13 protein-coding genes are annotated in these 16,058 nt (G+C 69.8%); 1 reads left to right on the top strand and 12 read right to left on the bottom strand.

Annotated features, from left to right (window positions below; all coding sequences use genetic code 11):
* Positions 1 to 88: 88 nt before the first annotated feature.
* The 4 genes from ABB55_RS22545 to ABB55_RS22530 form a co-directional block, all read right to left on the bottom strand.
* Positions 89 to 1,912 (bottom strand): ABC transporter permease, encoded by a 1,824-nt coding sequence (locus tag ABB55_RS22545; protein ID WP_054360827.1) that lies wholly within the window; start codon positions 1,910 to 1,912, stop codon positions 89 to 91.
* Positions 1,913 to 1,994: 82 nt separating this feature from the next.
* Complete coding sequence (locus ABB55_RS22540) at positions 1,995 to 3,161, bottom strand: ABC transporter substrate-binding protein (protein ID WP_054360826.1); 1,167 nt, start codon at positions 3,159 to 3,161, stop codon at positions 1,995 to 1,997.
* Positions 3,162 to 3,261: 100 nt separating this feature from the next.
* Positions 3,262 to 3,642, bottom strand: a complete 381-nt coding sequence (locus tag ABB55_RS22535) for a 4Fe-4S dicluster domain-containing protein (RefSeq protein WP_054360825.1) — start codon at positions 3,640 to 3,642, stop codon at positions 3,262 to 3,264.
* Positions 3,639 to 5,222 (bottom strand): FAD-dependent oxidoreductase, encoded by a 1,584-nt coding sequence (locus tag ABB55_RS22530; protein WP_054360824.1) that lies wholly within the window; start codon positions 5,220 to 5,222, stop codon positions 3,639 to 3,641. The genes ABB55_RS22535 and ABB55_RS22530 overlap by 4 nt, the downstream gene beginning before the upstream one ends.
* Positions 5,223 to 5,633: 411 nt before the next feature.
* Here ABB55_RS22530 and ABB55_RS22525 point away from each other — a divergent pair, with 411 nt between their 5' ends.
* Positions 5,634 to 6,623, top strand: coding sequence for an ABC transporter substrate-binding protein (locus ABB55_RS22525; protein WP_083463858.1), 990 nt, complete (start codon positions 5,634 to 5,636; stop codon positions 6,621 to 6,623).
* A 90-nt stretch (positions 6,624 to 6,713) separates the two neighbouring features.
* On the opposite strand, the gene ABB55_RS22520 is transcribed toward ABB55_RS22525, so the two are convergent.
* The 8 genes from ABB55_RS22520 to ABB55_RS22485 form a co-directional block, all read right to left on the bottom strand.
* Positions 6,714 to 8,303 (bottom strand): rhodanese-like domain-containing protein, encoded by a 1,590-nt coding sequence (locus ABB55_RS22520; RefSeq protein WP_054360823.1) that lies wholly within the window; start codon positions 8,301 to 8,303, stop codon positions 6,714 to 6,716.
* A gap of 8 nt (positions 8,304 to 8,311) precedes the next feature.
* Positions 8,312 to 8,926, bottom strand: a complete 615-nt coding sequence (locus ABB55_RS22515; protein WP_054360822.1) for a cysteine dioxygenase family protein — start codon at positions 8,924 to 8,926, stop codon at positions 8,312 to 8,314.
* 10 nt (positions 8,927 to 8,936) lie between these two features.
* Positions 8,937 to 10,079: an acyl-CoA dehydrogenase family protein gene (locus ABB55_RS22510; protein ID WP_054360821.1), complete on the bottom strand. Its 1,143-nt coding sequence runs from the start codon at positions 10,077 to 10,079 to the stop codon at positions 8,937 to 8,939.
* Positions 10,080 to 10,098: 19 nt separating this feature from the next.
* Positions 10,099 to 10,908 carry an ABC transporter ATP-binding protein gene (locus ABB55_RS22505; protein WP_083463857.1) on the bottom strand — a complete coding sequence of 270 codons (810 nt, stop codon included), beginning with the start codon at positions 10,906 to 10,908 and terminating at the stop codon, positions 10,099 to 10,101.
* A complete protein-coding gene (locus tag ABB55_RS22500) occupies positions 10,902 to 11,903 on the bottom strand; it encodes an ABC transporter permease (protein WP_054360820.1) in 1,002 nt (333 codons plus the stop codon). The genes ABB55_RS22505 and ABB55_RS22500 overlap by 7 nt, the downstream gene beginning before the upstream one ends.
* A 13-nt stretch (positions 11,904 to 11,916) precedes the next feature.
* Positions 11,917 to 13,023 carry an ABC transporter substrate-binding protein gene (locus tag ABB55_RS22495; protein WP_054362236.1) on the bottom strand — a complete coding sequence of 369 codons (1,107 nt, stop codon included), beginning with the start codon at positions 13,021 to 13,023 and terminating at the stop codon, positions 11,917 to 11,919.
* A 106-nt stretch (positions 13,024 to 13,129) separates the two neighbouring features.
* The gene (locus ABB55_RS22490) at positions 13,130 to 14,230 is read right to left on the bottom strand and encodes an LLM class flavin-dependent oxidoreductase (protein ID WP_054360819.1); all 1,101 of its coding nucleotides are present in this window, start codon (positions 14,228 to 14,230) and stop codon (positions 13,130 to 13,132) included.
* A 310-nt stretch (positions 14,231 to 14,540) separates the two neighbouring features.
* On the bottom strand, positions 14,541 to 15,971 hold the full coding sequence (locus ABB55_RS22485) for an MFS transporter (protein ID WP_054360818.1): 1,431 nt from the start codon (positions 15,969 to 15,971) through the stop codon (positions 14,541 to 14,543).
* Positions 15,972 to 16,058: the final 87 nt, after the last annotated feature.

The following is a 16,058-nucleotide window of genomic DNA, read 5'->3' as shown; positions in this document are numbered from 1 at the left end:
GGTGAACTTCTTGCGCAGCGCCGCCAGGGCGGCGCGCTTCTGGGCGAGATAGTCGGCGAGCGTGGACATGGATGGCTTTCCTTCGCGGTCACACGGTTCCGAGCAACCCTTGCGGGCGGAACCGGACGAGGAGCAGGAGCGCGATGCCGTAGATCAGGATCCGGTATTCGGCGGTGATCCGGAACAGCTCCGGCAGGCCGATCAGCGCGACCGATCCGACGATGGCGCCGAGCACGTTGCCCATGCCGCCGAGGATCACGATGGTCAGCGCCAGGATCGAGATCTGGGCGTTGAAGGTCTCGTGGTTGATGTAGGAATAGAGATGCGCCGTGATCGCGCCGGAGATGCCGGCCGCGAAGCCGCCGAAGCCGAAGGCGATCGCCTTGTAGCGGGACAGCGCGATGCCGTGCGAGCGGGCCGCGACGTCGTCCTCGCGGATGGCGCGCAGCGTCCGGCCGAGATGGGAGGCGAGCAGTTTCGCCTGCAGCAGCGCCAGCACCACCATGACGGCCAGCGTGAACCAGTAGGTCGCGGCGGCCGAATAGAGCGGGATGCCGGCGATCTCGATCGGCGGGATGCCGGAGACGCCGATCGGCCCGCGCGTCACGCTTTCCCAGTTCAGGATGACGAGGCCGACGATCTCGCCGATCGCCAGGGTGGCGATGGAGACATAGTGGCCGCGCAGCCGGAAGGCGGGCGAGACCAGCACGGTGCCGATCGCCCCGGTGGCGAGGCCGGCAGCCAGGATCGCCAGCATCACCGGCAGGCCCAGATCGACCGCGAGCAGGGCCGAGACATAGCCGCCGATGGCGAGCAGCGCGGCATGGCCGAGCGACACCTGGCCGACCGTCCCGGCGACCAGCGTCAGGCTGAGCCCGAGCATGGCGTAGAGCCAGGCATTGGAGAGCGTCTGCAGGACATAGGGGGTCGTGACGACGAGCGGCAGTGCGAAGGCCGCGACCGTCAGCCCGGCCAGCGCGGAAGCCGGCAGTTTCAGGGGCCGGCTCGGCGCCACGAAGGTGCCGGTCATCGGCTCCGGCGGCAGCTGGCGGTTGGAGGCGAAAAGCCCGTTCGGCTTCAGGACCAGGATCAGCACCAGCAGCACGAAGGCGAACAGGTTGCGGTAGGTGGTGCCGAGCAGCGCGATGCCGTAGCTCTCGGTCAGGCCGAGCAGCAGGCTGCCGACCACGGCGCCGGGCACGTTGCCGACGCCGCCGACCACCTCGGCGACGATGCCCTTCAGCGTCGCCTGGAAGCTCATGGCCGGGCTGATATAGTTGTAGTACATGCCGACCAGCAGGCCGGACAGGCCGCCGAGCGCCGACGCGATGGCGAAGACGGCGCGGTTGACGGCATCCACGTCGACGCCCATCTGGCGGGCGGCGTCGCGGTCCTGGGCGGTGGCACGCACCGCCCAGCCGAGCCGGGTGAAGGTCAGGAAGCCGTAGAGCAGCGCCGCACTGGTGACGCCGATGCCGGCGATGACGAGGTCGAGCGCGCCGACGGTCACGCCGCCGACCGTGAAGCGCCAGTCGGGCACCAGGCTCGGCAGGGCCTGCGGGTCCGGCGAAAAGGTCAGCTGGATCAGCTGGTCGATGACGAAGCTGATGCCGATCGTCGCCAGAAGGGGCGCGATGCGGACCGAATGGGCGAGCGGGCGCAGTCCGACGCGCTCGATCAGGATGCCGAGCGCGCCCGTGCCGACGACCACGGCCAGGATGGTGAGCGGCAACGGCAGTTTGAGATGCGCCACCGCGATCAGCCCGACATAGGCGCCGACCACATAGACGGACCCGTGGGCGAAGTTGATCAGCCGGCTGACGCCGAAGATCAGCGCGAGGCCGACGGCGAGCAGCGCGTAGATGTTGCCGACCACCAGGCCGTTGATCGTATGGTCGAGGAAACTGGTCACGTCGGCTGGCCCACGGTGGGAGGCTTTGCGCCGGCCGGCACCGGAAATGTCGGCACCGGCCGCGGGACTGTGCGGGGGTCGCTCAGTTGGTCTTGGCGCCGTCCCACAGGGTGAAGCGACCGTCCTTGACGACGAGCTTCACGGAGGGCGCACCGGCGATACGGCGCGTCGCGGCGTCGAAGGTCGCCTTCTCGAAGATGACGCTCGGCACGTCCTTGATCTTGGCGAGCCCGTCGCGCACGCCCGTCCGGGTCGGTCCGCCGACCTTCGCGGCGGCGGCGACGAGGTGCAGCGCGTCATACGCATAGGCGTTGAAGGCGTCGGGCTCCTTGCCGTAGCGCGCCTTGAAGGTCTCGACGAACTTCTTGACGTGCGGGCGCGGATCCTCGGGGAAGAAGCGGGCCGGCGTGTAGATGCCGTTGACGAAGTCCCCGCCGAGTTCGAGGAATTTCGGCGAATAGACCGAGCTGACGGCCACCGCCGGCTGCTTCAGGCCGGCGGCTCCGAGCTGGCGGGCGATCAGCGCGCCGTCGGCATAGTAGGAGATCAGGACGATGCCGTCCGGCGCGGCATCGCGCACGCGGACCAGCGTCGAGCGGAAGTCCTTCTCCTCGGGCTGGTACCCTTCCGCGACCACCACGTCGGCGCCGAAATCCTTGGCGGCCTTGACGAAGATGTCCTTCGAGGTCCGGCCCCAATCGGTGTTGAGATAGAGCACTGCGAGCTTCTTCAGGCCGAGCGAGCGGACCGCGAAGTCGGCGACGAGCGGCTGCTCCTCGGCCTGGCTGACCGAGCTCGACCAGGCGAAGTCACCGCCCTTGGTGAAGTCCGGATGCGAGTTGGTGAAGCCGAACTGCAGCAGGCCGGCGCGCTGGTAGATCGGCGTGGCCGCCATCGAGGCCGGGCTGGAGAAGTCGCCCAGTTCGGCGACGATCGTCGGATCGGCGACGAATTTCTGCGCGATGGCGACGGACTGCTTCGGATCGCTCTGGCTGTCCTCGAAGCGGTAGGCGAGCGGCCGACCGCCGATGCCGCCGGCCGCATTGATCTCGTCGAGCGCCAGGTCGAAGCCCTGCTTCCACTGGGCGCCATATTGCGCATTCGGCCCGGTCAGGGGCCCGGAGACGCCGAACAGGACCGGTTCCGCGGCCCGCGCGAGCGGCGCGGTGCCGAGTCCGGCGGCGGCGAGACTGGCGAGCGACAGGGCGGCGGTCAGCCCGGCGACCGCGGCGCGGCGGGTGATTGGCATGGGTAACTCCGATTGTCGAGTTGTCGTATGGCCAATTCAACACGGGGGCTGTCTGTCTGCCGAGGTCTCGGATATCAAAGTCGATCGCATCAGTAGAATATTATTCGACCCGTGCCGGACCCGGCCCGACACCGCCGGGTGCGCGGGCAGCGCGCGCGAAGACGCCTTCCATGCGCCAGTGCTCGTTGGACTTCGAGGGATCGGCTTCCCACTCGTCCCAACCGGAATCGCGGCGATACTGGCCGAGCAAGCCGGAGGCCAGTATCGCCGCCTCGTCGACGGGGACGCGGTTCTCGCAGTCGGGGGCGACATAGAGGGCGTCGGCGAGGCAGTAGAGCTCGCACATGAAGCAGGTCTGGCAATCCTCGACCCGCGCCAGGACCGGGCGGCCGTCCGCCGCGCGGTCGAAGACGCCGGTCGGGCAGACCTCGACGCAGGCCGAGCAGCCGACGCAGCGGCTTTCGACGACGAGTTCGATCATGATGCGATCTCCAGGCGGGCCGTTGCGGCCGCGGGCCGCTCGTAGCGGGTCACGACGCGGTCGAGACCCTCGACCAGTTGGCGGGCGGCGAAGCGGTCGTCCCTGCCGGTCAGGTCCGTGCGATAGTGCATGCCGCGGCTCTCGGTCCGTCCCGCGGCGGCGTGGGTGACCCATCGAGCGGTCGCCACCAGGGCGGCGGCCTCCCGCGCGCGCAGCCGGTCGCTTCCCATCGCGACGAGATGGTCGGCGGTGTCGCGCCACAAGGTCTCCAGCCGGTCGGCCGAGGCAGCGAGCGTCCGGGCCTGGCGGAAGTAGATCTTGTCGAAGGGCAGCACCTCGGCCTGCGCGGCGCGCTCGACCTCGCGCGGATCGAGCCCGCCGGGCCGGGCCAGCGGCCGAAGCCCGGCCTGGCCGATCGGCCGGGCCAGCTCGGCGTCGCGGCGGCCGGCGCGGCGGGCGCGTTCGGCGGCGGCGCGTCCGGCCCATTGGCCCGAGGACAGCGCCCAGGACGAATTGATCGCCCCGCCGCCCGAGACCGCACCGGCGACGAGTTCGCGCGTCGCCGTGTCGCCGGCGGCGAAGAGACCCGGAACATCCGTGCCGCAGTCGGCGTCGGCGATGCGCAGCCCGCCCGAGCCGCGGATGGTGCCCTCCCCGCGCAGCGTCACCTCGAAGCGCTCGGTGAAGGGATCGACGCCTTCGCGCGCGAAGGTCAGGCCGAAATTCGGCTGGATCTGCGGCAGCAGCCGGCGCACGTCCTCCGGCACCCTTTCGAGGCTGCAGAAGAGCGGCCCCTTCAGGAGCGCGGCGGCAATCTCGCGGTTGTTGTCGGGACCGGGCGGGATCGGCACCTCGCAGCCGTCCGTATCGAAGTAGCGGGCGAAGGCGTAGGACATCGAACGGGTCATGGTCGTGCGCGCCGGGGCGATGCAGTGCGCGGTGGAGAATTCCATGCCGGAGATCGAGGCCCCCGCCTCCGCGGCCATCAGATGGCCGTCGCCGGTGTTGTTGGCGGCGCCGAGAAGATGCGACCGGAAGCCGGCTCCGCCGGTGGCGAGCACCGTGGCGCCGGCCCGGATGGTCCAGTCCTCGCCGGTCGCGCGGACGAGGCCGCGGGCGCCGGCGATCGAGCCGTCGCCATGCTGGAGCAGTTCGAGCGCGGGATGATGGTCCAGAATGGTGGCGCCCGCTTCCAGCGCGAGCCGGCGCATGGCGCGCAGATATTCCGGACCGCGCAAGGCGCGATACTGCTTGCGCCCGGCCTCGTCGACGGAGAAACGGTAGTGGCCTTCCAGCGTCGGCAGGCTGGTCCAGGTCAGATCGAGGATGCGGGCCATCCAGTCCGGATCGGCGAGACCGGCGGCGGGCGTCAGCTTGCGGTCGATCGCCGCGCGTCTGAGGTCCGGATCCGGCGGCACCCACCAATGGCCGGGACCGGCCGTCGCGGTCACGCCGCTGGTGCCGCAATAGCCCTTCTCGACCAGGATCACCGCGGCGCCGGCGCGGGCGGCGGCGACCGCTGCCCAACTTCCCGCCAAGCCGCCGCCGATGACCAGCACGTCGGCCGTCAAACTCGTCATGTCTCGCCTCTCCGGGGACCAGCCGTCCTTATGGGGAAGCATGGGTGAGGTAATTTCCTATATAAAGAAACGATAATCTAAATTCACAAAGCCCATTGAAACTGGAATTTTATGCGCGATTCACCGAAATTAGATTATTGTAATGATAGATTTTAGACCACCGCCCATGCGCTGGCTCCGGGAGCGGTCGGATTTCCCCCGCGATCGGCCATCGCCGCAAATCCGGTTCGCTGCCGGCCTGCGAAACGGCGGTCGCTTTGCTTTCCGGTGAAGGGGCGACGGGAGACCCTGGGCAAGGCCGCGATCGACGGCACGCAGCGCCCGCCAAACGCGCCCGCGCCGCCGCGTCCCAGAAAAATCGTTCCCCCGCGCGGCCCGTTCCCGGCACCGCGCCATCGCACAGGATCCGCCATGACCGAACAGACCTTCGACCGCCGCACTCGTCTCGGGCGGCGCGGCTTCCTCGCCGGCTCCGGCCTGACGCTTGCTGGATTGGCGCTCGGCGCCCCGTCGGGAGCGCGCGCGGCCGACACCGCGCTGCGGCTCGGCGACCAGAAGGGCGGCGTGGAGGCGACGCTGGCCGTCGCCAATCTGCTCGACAAGACCCCCTACAAGCTGGAGATCGCCCAGTTCCCGGCCGCAGCGCCGCTGCTGGAGGCGCTCAATGCTGGCGCCGTCGATGTCGCCTGGGCGGGCGATGCTCCGACCACCTTCGCGCTCGCCAATGGCGTGCCGGCCAAGATCATCTCGGCGCATCGCTCCAACGGCGGCAGCGTGGCGCTGCTGGTCAAGGACCAGAGCCCGATCCGCAGCGTCGCCGACCTCGCCGGCCGCACGGTCGGGACCGGCCGCGGCTCGATCGGCCATGCCCTGGTGATCTCCGCACTGAAGCGGGCCGGCGTGCCGGCGGACTCGGTGAAGTTCGCCTTCCTGCAGCCGAGCGACGCCAAGGCGGCCCTGGAGACCAACGCGATCGACGCCTGGTCGACCTGGGGCCTCTATGTCTCGACCGGGCTCCTTGCCGCCAAGTATCGCCTCGTCTTCGACGGCCAGAACGGCATCCTGTCCGGCCTCGGCTATCTGGTTGCGCACGACAAGGCGATCGCGACCAAGCGCGAGGCCTTGGCCGATTTCGTGTCGCGCACCGCGCGGGCGCGCGATTGGGTGACGAACCATGTCGACGACTATGCGCGGCATCTCGCCGGCCTGGTCGGCGCCCCATTCGAGATCGCGCGCGACAGCCATGTCCGCGCTCCGACCGTCGTGGTGCCGATCGATCCGGCGGTGATCGCCGATCAGCAGCGCACCGCCGATCTCTATTCCGACGCCGGCGTCATCGCCAAGCGCTTCGATGTGGCGCGCTTCTTCGACACCAGCTTCAACAGCGCCCTGACCAACTGACAAAAAAATGCGGATCGGTTCCTGCGAGGAACCGATCCGCAAGTCTCCCGGTCCAAGTCCCTGGGAGGAACGGGTCAGCGGAAGATGGCGTCAGCGCACGACGTGGAAGCCGGCGATGCCGTCATTGGCCAGTTGCGCGACCAGCTGCAGTTCCCAGTCGATATAGCCCTGCATGGCAGCGCGCGGATTGTCGGTGCCCTCATAGGGGCGCTTGTAGATGTCGTCCGGCACGCCGAGCCAATGCGCCTCCTGGCTGTCGAGCCGCCCGCCCGCGGCCGCATAGGCGGCCGTGCCGCCGGCCAGGACCCGCACGTCACCCGAAGCGGCAGCACGCGCGACCGCAAGATTGGCGGCGGCCAGTTCGCCGTCCGGAGAGGTCAGCACCAGGGTCCGGCCGGCCGCGAGGCCGCGCGCCTGCTCGCCGGCGACCTGGTCGGCAAGACGCGGGCCCGAGGCGTGCCAGGCGCCGCGGATATGGCCTTTGCGATAGGCCGGGCTGCGGGCAAGATCGAACACGACGAAGCGCGACGGCTCGGCCAGGAGCGTCGCCGGCGCGACGAAATCATCAGGTCCGAGACCGAAATCCCGAACCTTGCGTGGGGCCGGCCGGGCATCCGCCGCCAGCGCGCCGGCCTCGACCACATAGGTCTCCCAGCCAAGCTGGACCAGCCAGGAGGCGGTCATCCGGGCGCGGACGCCGTCGGTATCGTAGAGCACGAGGCGCGCACCGCGCACCGCGACCCATTCGTCCGTCGCCTGCACCAGTTGCCCGCCGGGCGCGGACACGAAGCCTTCGGGATGGCCCGCGGCATGTTCCTCGGGCGTGCGCACGTCGAGGCGATGCAGCGTGCGCCGATCCGAGTCGGCAATCAGGCGGTCGAGCCCGGCGGCATCGATCACCGGCACGCCGACCTTGTCGGCCCAGCGCGCGGCCGCGGCGCGGGCCCGCGCCTTGCCGGCCTCGCTCGGCTCGGGCGCCCGCAGCGTGCGGCCGGTCTCGACCTCCAGGCCGGCCAGCGTCCAGCCGATCGTGCCGTTGCGCAGGGCGACGACGCGGTTCGGGATGCAGGCATTGACCAGCGACTGGGTGCCGATGATCGAGCGCGTCCGACCGGCGCAATTGACGATGACCAGGGTGTCGGGCGACGGCGCCAGATCGTGCACCCGATAGACCAGTTCGCCGCCCGGAACGCTCTGCCCGCGCGGGATGGCCATGGTGGTGAATTCCTCGTAGCGGCGGCTGTCGAGCACCACGACATTGGGCTCGCGCTCGAGGATCGCCTTGATCTCCGGCGCCGGCAGCGAGGGCGTGTGGCGGATCGACTCGACCAGTTCGCCGAAGGCCTTGGACGGCACGTTCACGTCCCGGTAGACCTCGCCGACGCGCGCATAGGCGGCAAGGCCGCCTTCGAGCACCGCGACATCCGCGTAGCCGAGCGCCGCGATGCGGGCCGCGCCGGCTGCCGCGAAGCCCTCGCCGTCGTCATAGACCACGATCGGCGCGGACCGGCGCGGCACCAGCGCCTCGATGCGGACCTCGATCTCGCTCAAGGGCAGCGAGACGGCCCAGAGCGGATGCGCCTCCGCATAGGGCCCCTCCTCGCGCAGGTCGAACAGGGCGACTTCCCGGCCCTCGCGCCAGAAGCGGCGCAGGTTTTCGGCACTGATGAAACGCGGCATCGAACCTCTCACGCGCGCTGCAGACCGGCGCGCACTTCCGCCGAGCGGTCCCAGAGATTGGGCACCGCGGTGTTGGAATAGCCGGAGACGAAGGGCTTCTCGGCCCCGGTCTCCGGATCGTAGACCGCCCGGGCGACGGCGCCGATATTGCCGCCATAGACGTGGATCGAGATGGAGACGCGATCGGCATGGGCGTTGGCGACCTGATGGATGTCGCCGACCGTCGGCGAGACCTTGACCACGTCGCCGCGCTCCAGCCGTTCCTCGCCGGTCGCGACCAGCCGGCCGTCGTCGCGGCGCACGAAGCTGGTGCCGGTCTCCGCCCCTTCGATCACGCCGACCAGGCCCCAGACCCGATGGTCGTGGATCGGCGTCTTCTGCCCCGGCCCCCAGACGAAGCTGACCACCGACCAGCGCTCGAGCGGGTCGGCATGCAGCAGATATTGCTGATAGAACTGAGGATGGGGCTGGCGGTAGGCGTCGGGCAGCCAGCCGTCCGTCCGGATCAGGTCCTTCAGCAGCGGTTCGAGATCGGCGAACAGGGCCGCCTCGTCGGCGCCGTGGCGCTCGACCAGTTCGGTGGCGCGGCGGACGAATTTCTGCAGCGGCGCGATGTCGGTCATGGGAACTCCGTCAGAGGTCCAGGGCGCGGCGGCCGGCGGCGAGCCGGACACTGTCCTCCTGGGGGGTGTGGATGCGGCCGCACAGCACGTCGCGCAGGTGGCGTTCGAGCGGGTTGGCGCGGGCGATGCCGTGATTGCCCGAGAGCTTCAGCGCCTGCTCGACGACCTCGATGGCGTTGCGGGTCACGGTCAGCTTGATCAGGCCGCCCTCGTCCTCGCCGGGCAGCACCCCGGCCTCCACGTCGCGCACGTAGCTGGCGATCAGGCGCTGGTTGACGGCGAGCAGGACCTCGATCTCGCCGAGCGCCTCCTGGGCGCGCGGCAGCGTGGCGAGCGGCTTGCCGAGATTGGACGGGGTGCGGGTCTTCAGGAAGCCGACCAGCCAGTCGCGCGCGGCCCGCGCGATGCCGTCATAAATCGCCGGCACCAGCACGCTGTGCCAGGCATATTGCAGGCGGTTCTGGGTCAGCCAGTCCCCGGCGAGGCGGATGTCGACGGCGTGGTCGAGCGGCACGGCGACATCCTCGAAGACCACGTCGTCGGACCGGGTCGCGCGCATGCCGAGCTGGTCCCAGGTCTCCTCGATGCGGATGCCCGGCAGGGTCGACGGCACCAGGAAGGTGCCGACGCGCGGCGTCGCCTCGTCGGTGCGCGCCCAGACCAGCATCCAGGCGAGCAGCGGCGCGCCGGTCGAATAGATCTTGCGCCCGGAGATGCGCCATTCGTCGCCGTGGCGGCGGGCGATCGTCGCCGGCAGGCCGCCGCGGGCCGGCGAGCCGAGATCGGGCTCGACGCGCAGCGCATTGGCGAGCGCACCGGCCTCCGCGGCGTCGCGACCGACCTGCTCGCGCAGATGTTTCGGCCAGGTGTTCGCCAGCGCGATCGAGGCCTGGGCGATATACTGCATGGCCAGGACCAGCGCGGTGGAGGGTTCGCCGCGCGCGATCCAGCCGACCGTCTCGACCGCCTCGTCCAGCCCGCCGCCGCGGCCGCCGAGGTCGCGCGGCACGGTCAGGGCGAGCAGGTCCTCCTCGTAGAGACGGCGGAAATTGGCGAAGGGAAAGCGGCCGGTCCGGTCGTGTTCGGCCGCGGTGGCGGCGAAATCCGCGGCGAGGTCGCGCAGGATCGGGGTCAGCGGGGCGCGGGCGTCCATGGGTCTGTCTCCCTCACGCTCACCAGGTCGCTTCCAGGCCGAGATGGCCGAGGATCAGCCGCCGCAATTCGCCGAAGCGCAGATCGCCGCGATGGCGCGGGTGCGGCAGGTCGACCCGGACATCCGCAGCGACGCGCGCCGGGCGGTCGGAAAAGACGATGACGCGGTCGGCCATGAACAGGGCCTCCTCGACATCGTGGGTGACCAGCAGGGCCGTGAAGCCGGCGCGCTGCCAGAGCGAGACCAGTTCGGACTGCATCTGCAGGCGGGTCAGGCTGTCGAGCTTGCCGAGCGGTTCGTCGAGCACCAGGAGGCGCGGATCGTTGACGAGGGCCCGGGCCAGCGCCACGCGCTGCGCCATGCCGCCGGAAAGCTGGTGCGGATAGGCCTTGGCGAAGGCGCCGAGCCCGACCAGGTTCAGCGCCGCCTCGACCCGGCCGCGCTCGCGCGACAGGATGCCCTGCGCCTCCAGCCCGAGCGACACGTTCCGCCACACCGTCCGCCAGGGATAGAGCGTCGGGTCCTGGAACACGACGACGCGCGAGGGATGCGGGGCCGTGATGGCTTGTCCGTCGCCCAACACCTCGCCGCGGGTCGGCCGGTCGAGCCCGGCGACGAGGCGCAGGAGGGTAGACTTGCCGCATCCCGAAGGCCCGAGCAGGGCGACGAATTCGCCCGGCGCGGCATCGAGGCTGACATCGTCCAGGACCGGCAGGATACCGCCGTCAAGATCGAACTGGTGGCTGACGCCGCGGATCGACAGCCCGAGCGGGTCGGCCTGCCGCGGTGTCGCGGGCGCCGGTTCGGTGCGGAGCGCGGCCGTCACCATTTGACGATACCCTTCTGCCAGGAGAGGACGCGGTCGCGCAGGCGGAACAGGATGGTCATCAGCGTCGAGCAGAGCACCGTCATGACCAGGAGCGCGGCATACATGTTGGCGTAGGAGGCCCAGCCCTGCGCCCATTGCAGGTACCAGCCGAGGCCGGCCTTGACGCCGAGCAGCTCGGCCACCACCAGCACCGCGAAGGACGAGCCGAGCCCCATGAACAGGCCGACGAAGACATGCGGCAGGGCGGCGGGAATCGCGACCTTGAGCACCAGGAAGCGGCTGTTGGCGCCGAGCGTGCGGGCGATGTCGTAATAGGCGGAGGGCACCGCGGCGATGCCCGACCAGGTCAGCACCGTGGTCGGGAAGGCGGTGGCGAGCGCGATCAGGAAGACGCTGGCGCTGTGCGAGGTCGGGAAGACGAAGAAGGCGATCGGCAGCCAGGCCGTCGCCGGCAGCGGGCCGACGAAGCGCAGGATCGGATGCGCCCAGTAGCCGACCGCCCGCGACCAACCGATCGAAACCCCGAGCAGGAAGCCCGCCACCGCCCCGATGGCGTAGCCGGTCGCATGCAGCTTGACCGAGGCCAGGATCGAGGCGCCGAGTTTGGCGAAATCGTCGGTAAACACCTCGAAGATCGCCTGCGGCGGCGGGAAGAAGGGCTGCGGCAGGATATTGAACTTCGCAGTCGTGATCTCCCACGCCGCGAAGAACAGGCCGAGCGCCAGCGCCCAGGGCGCGCGGTGCGTGACCTTCGCGGCGAGCCCCGCATGCCAGGGCGCCAGCACGGAGGCGAGGAACAGCCCCGCGGCCACGCCCGCCAGGATCAGCGCGAATTCCCGGGTCCGGCCCCAATCGCCGACATCGTCCCAGATCAACGAGAAGGCCGCGGCGGCCGCGAAGGCGGAGGCGGCGAGGATGCCGGTGAAGGACAGGTCCTTCAGCGCCGCGGCGAAATCGGCCTCGCGGCCGGGAGCATCGGCGAGAATGTCGGTCATTCCGGCTGCCCTCCTAGACGCTCAGCACATCGGCGAAGACGCGATTGGCGAACCGCGCCGGATCGGTCGTCCGCTTGAAGACGTTGACGAGCTTGAGCTCGTCCGCGTAGAGCGCGATCTCGCGCTTCAGCGCCGCACCGACCGGATTGTGGTGATGGGTGTGGTAGCGCAGCAGCGCCTCGAGGTCAGCCAGGCTCGCATTCGGCGCATAGGGCAGGAAGATCTTGGCCACCTCGGCCGGGTTCTGCACCGTGTAGTGGGCGGCATCGAGCAGGGCGAGCGTCAGCGCCTTGGCGACGATCGGATCCTCGCGGATCAGCGAGCCGCGCACGCCGAGGATGCAGCAGACCCGGTTGGCGAATTCGCCATGCAGGTTGGAGGAGACCTCGGCGAGCTTGCCGTCCTTCAGCCAGAGATAGGTCTTCGGGTCGCCGTCGACGAGCGCCTGCGCCTCGCCCTTCTCGAGCGCGGCGCGCAGCAGTTCGCCGGGGAACTGGCGCCATTCCACATCCTTGTCCGGATCGAGCCCCTCCTTCTGCAGGAGGATCGAGAAGAAGTTCTTGCCCGGGGCGGCGAGGTCGGCGACCGCGATCGACTTGCCCTTCAGGTCCTTGAGGCTCCGGATCTTGCCGTCGTTGAGCGCCAGGAGCCGCATGCAGCCGCCATGCGTGCCGGCGGTGATCTTCACGTCGAAGCCCTGCTCCATCGGCTTCAGCCAGCGCAGCGCCATGCCGATGCCGGCATCCGACTTGCCGGTCGCGATCGCTTCCAGGAGCTGGTCGGTGGAGCCGCCGAAATTGATCAGGTCGACATCCAGATTGTGGGCGGCGAAGAAGCCCTTCTCGACTGCGACGGCGGCCGGCGCGAGGCAGACCGCGGTCGCGTTCCAGGAGAAGCGCAGCTTGCGCGGCGGTCCGGCGAGGAGCGGCCCGCCGCCCGGCCCGGCCGTCCGGCAGATGATCGATTGCTCCAGGAGCGCGGCGGCCGGGTCGGCGATCTTGCCGGGCGGGGCCGCCCAGGCGGCGACGCGGGCCGCCGGCACGGCGAGCGCGGCCGCCGAGGCCGTGCGCAGGAAGCTGCGCCGCGACGACAGGCGGCGGGCGCCGTCCTCGGTGATCATGGCACTGGACAGCTGTTCGATACCATCGGTCATGGTTGTCCCCTCGGATTGCGCAGGTCGGTCGGCAGGGGCGGCAGCGCCCGAAGCGGCGGCCGCTCCGACAGGCCTACTCGGCGGCCTTGGCGCGGCTCGCAGCGCGCTCGGCGATCAGCCGGCGGGTTTCAGGGATCAATTCGCGGCCGTAGTCGATCGCATCAATGAGCGGATCGAAGCCGCGGATCAGGAAGGTCTCGATGCCGAGGTCGTAATAGTCGACCAGCGTCTCGGCGACCTGGAGCGGCGTGCCGACCAGGGCGGTCGAATTGCCTTTCGCGCCGGTCAATTGGGCGATGCCGGTCCACAACCGCTTGTCGAGGCGCGGACCCTTGGCGGCCGCCTCCAGGAGGCGCCGGGAGCCGACATTGACCGGTTCGGCCGTCTTGCGGAAGCCGGTCCGATCCTGCAGCGCCTTGGCCTTCTCCAGGATGGCGTCGGCCTTGGCCCAGGCCTGGTCTTCGGTGTCGGCGATGATCGGCCGCAGCGACAGCGAGAAGCGCGGCGCCGGGCGGCCATTGCGGGCCGAGGCGGCGCGGACACGGTCGGTCAGCTCGCGGACCTGCTCATAGGTCTCGCCCCACAGCGCGAAAGTGTCGGCATGGCGCCCAGCCACGTCGATGGCCGCATCGGACGCGCCGGCGATGAAGATCGGCACGGCGCCCTTCCAGGACGGCTTGACCTGCGAGAAGGCGCCCTCGACCTGGTAGAAGCGGCCCTTGTAGTCGAAGGGCTTGTCGCTCTCCCATTCGAGCCGGACGATGTCGAGAAACTCGCTCGTGCGCGCATAGCGCTCGTCCTTGTCCTCGACCGTGTTGCCGTCGCGCACGAGTTCGGCGCGGTGGTCGGCGCCGGTGATCACGTTGATGGCGAAGCGGCCGGGATGGAGATTGTCGAGCGTCGCGAACAGCCGGGCGAGCACGGTCGGCGCCACGAAGCCCGGACGATGGGCGACGAAGATGCCGAGCTTGTCGGTGACGCTCGCCGCATGCTGGCCGACCGTCAACGCCTCCGGCGCGTCGGAATGGAAGGCGAGCAGCGCGCGATCGAAGCCGGCCAGTTCGTGCGCCTTGGCGACGGCCTCGATATAGGCTCGGTCGACGATCGGACCCGACCGCGGAATGATCTCGGACGCTTCGTGATTGCCGATGAAACCGATGAATTCGATGGACATCCGTCCCTCCTGGCGGCGGCGCAACCGCCCGCTTTGTGCGGAAGATGGGATGACCCTATCGCCTGCCCGTTCTCACAGGAAGGAATAGAATACTTTTTTTGTGTTTTATAGGAGATGGCCTGTGCGAGCGCCGCACGGGTGTCCCATCGCCTCCCCGCAGCAAGAACCGCGGTCCGGTTGGCGCCGAGGCGGGGCGCCAGAGCCTGTCCCGGCCAGAACGAAACGATCTGACCGAAAAGGACCGGCTCAAGCCATTGACTCCGGAGCATTTCCTTATCGATTGAATGAGTCCATCCAATCGGGAAATGCTCTAGCCGCGGTGGCCGGAGACCTCGCGGCCGGCGTCGTGGTCGAGGGACAGAAACCGCAGCGCGCCGGCGAGACCGATCGCCGCGACGATCAGGAAGGCCGCCCGGAAATCCGCCAGCGTCGCCAGGTCTGCCGCACCCGCCTCGCCGCGCAGCGCCGAGACCAACCGGATGGCCAGCACGGCAACCGCGATGCCGCCGACCATGGCCAGCTGCTGCAGGATCGCCGAAAGCGATGAGGCGGCCGACCGGGCCTGGCCGTCGACATCCGCGAAGGCGAGCGTCGCCAGCGCGGTGAACTGGAGCGAGCGGGTCGCCCCGGCCAGGAATAGAAGGGCCCAGAGGAGCAGCACCGGGGTTGCGGGCGTCACCGCGGCGAAGGCGGCGATGCACAGGGCCGCGGCCGTGCCGTTGACGATCAGGATGTCCCGGAAACCGAAGCGCCGCAGGAGCGGCGTCGTCACGCTCTTCATGGCGAGATTGCCGAGGAAATAGACCAGGATCAGGATCCCGGTCTCGACCGCGGAGAGGCCGAAGCCGACCTGGAGCAGGAGCGGCAGGAGGAACGGCGTCGCATTGACGGCCAGACGGCAGAAGGTGCCGGCGCCGAGCGTCGACAGCGCGAAGGTGCGCACGCGGAGGACGCGGAGATCGATCAGCGGCACCGGGCTTGCCACGAGATGCCGGCAGGCCGCGATCCCGACCACGAGCCCGGCCACGGCGAGGCCGGCCGCCGCGAGGTCCGGCACCTGCCGACCGGCAAAGAGCTCGAGGCCGGCGAGGAGCAGGGTCAGGCTGCCGGCGCTTGCGACGAAGCCGAAAGCGTCGAACGGCACCCGCGGCCCTGGCCGATCGACCGGAACGACGGCGACGACCAAGAGGCAGCCGACCAGCCCGAGCGGCAGATTGACGAAGAAGTTCCATTGCCATCCGGCATGGGTGGTGATCCAGGAGCCGAGCAGCGGGCCGATCACGGGCGCGAACAGCGCCGGCCAGGTGATGGTGGCGATGGCCTGCACGATCTCGGACTTGGTGGCGCTGCGGATGACGATGAGCCGCCCGACCGGCGTCATCAGGGCGGCGCCGAAGCCTTGCAGCGTCCGCGCGGCCAGGAAGGCCGGCAGCGAACCGGCGAGACCGCAGGCCAGCGACGCGAGCGTGAAGATCAGGAGCGAGGCCAGAAAGACCCGCCGCGCGCCGAAACGCTCGGCGAGCCAGCCAGACAGCGGCATGAAGGCGGCGGCGGTCAGCATGTAGACCGTGAAGCCGCTCGACATCGAGACCGCATCGGTGCCGAAGCTCGCGGCCATCTGGGGCAGCGAGGTCGCGATGATCGTGCCGTCCAGGAACTGGATGAAGAAGGCGACCGCTACCGTCGCCGCGACCAGGCGGGTGCGCAGCTTCTCGTCGGCGGTAGCGATCGTCGTGCTCATGCCTGCTCCCTGCCGCCGACGGGCGGGTCCCGCGGGGCCGCCCCTGAACCGGCTGCCATCGGCGAAGGCGACGAGTGTGCAGCGGCG

The sequence above is a fragment of the Prosthecodimorpha hirschii genome, from assembly GCF_001305515.1.
Taxonomy (GTDB): Bacteria; Pseudomonadota; Alphaproteobacteria; order Rhizobiales; family Ancalomicrobiaceae; genus Prosthecodimorpha; species Prosthecodimorpha hirschii.
The sequence above is the reverse complement of the archived record's forward strand: the minus strand, read 5'-3'. Positions and strand labels throughout refer to the sequence as shown.

Bases quoted from the DNA above. Each gene is read 5' to 3' on its own strand.
- ABB55_RS22540 (WP_054360826.1), bottom strand. From the start codon at position 3,161: ATGCCAATCACCCGCCGCGCCGCGGTCGCCGGGCTGACCGCCGCCCTG.
- ABB55_RS22535 (WP_054360825.1), bottom strand. From the start codon at position 3,642: ATGATCGAACTCGTCGTCGAAAGCCGCTGCGTCGGCTGCTCGGCCTGC.
- ABB55_RS22530 (WP_054360824.1), bottom strand. From the start codon at position 5,222: ATGACGAGTTTGACGGCCGACGTGCTGGTCATCGGCGGCGGCTTGGCG.
- ABB55_RS22525 (WP_083463858.1), top strand. From the start codon at position 5,634: ATGACCGAACAGACCTTCGACCGCCGCACTCGTCTCGGGCGGCGCGGC.
- ABB55_RS22520 (WP_054360823.1), bottom strand. From the start codon at position 8,303: ATGCCGCGTTTCATCAGTGCCGAAAACCTGCGCCGCTTCTGGCGCGAG.
- ABB55_RS22515 (WP_054360822.1), bottom strand. From the start codon at position 8,926: ATGACCGACATCGCGCCGCTGCAGAAATTCGTCCGCCGCGCCACCGAA.
- ABB55_RS22510 (WP_054360821.1), bottom strand. From the start codon at position 10,079: ATGGACGCCCGCGCCCCGCTGACCCCGATCCTGCGCGACCTCGCCGCG.
- ABB55_RS22505 (WP_083463857.1), bottom strand. From the start codon at position 10,908: ATGGTGACGGCCGCGCTCCGCACCGAACCGGCGCCCGCGACACCGCGG.
- ABB55_RS22500 (WP_054360820.1), bottom strand. From the start codon at position 11,903: ATGACCGACATTCTCGCCGATGCTCCCGGCCGCGAGGCCGATTTCGCC.
- ABB55_RS22495 (WP_054362236.1), bottom strand. From the start codon at position 13,023: ATGATCACCGAGGACGGCGCCCGCCGCCTGTCGTCGCGGCGCAGCTTC.
- ABB55_RS22490 (WP_054360819.1), bottom strand. From the start codon at position 14,230: ATGTCCATCGAATTCATCGGTTTCATCGGCAATCACGAAGCGTCCGAG.
- ABB55_RS22485 (WP_054360818.1), bottom strand. From the start codon at position 15,971: ATGAGCACGACGATCGCTACCGCCGACGAGAAGCTGCGCACCCGCCTG.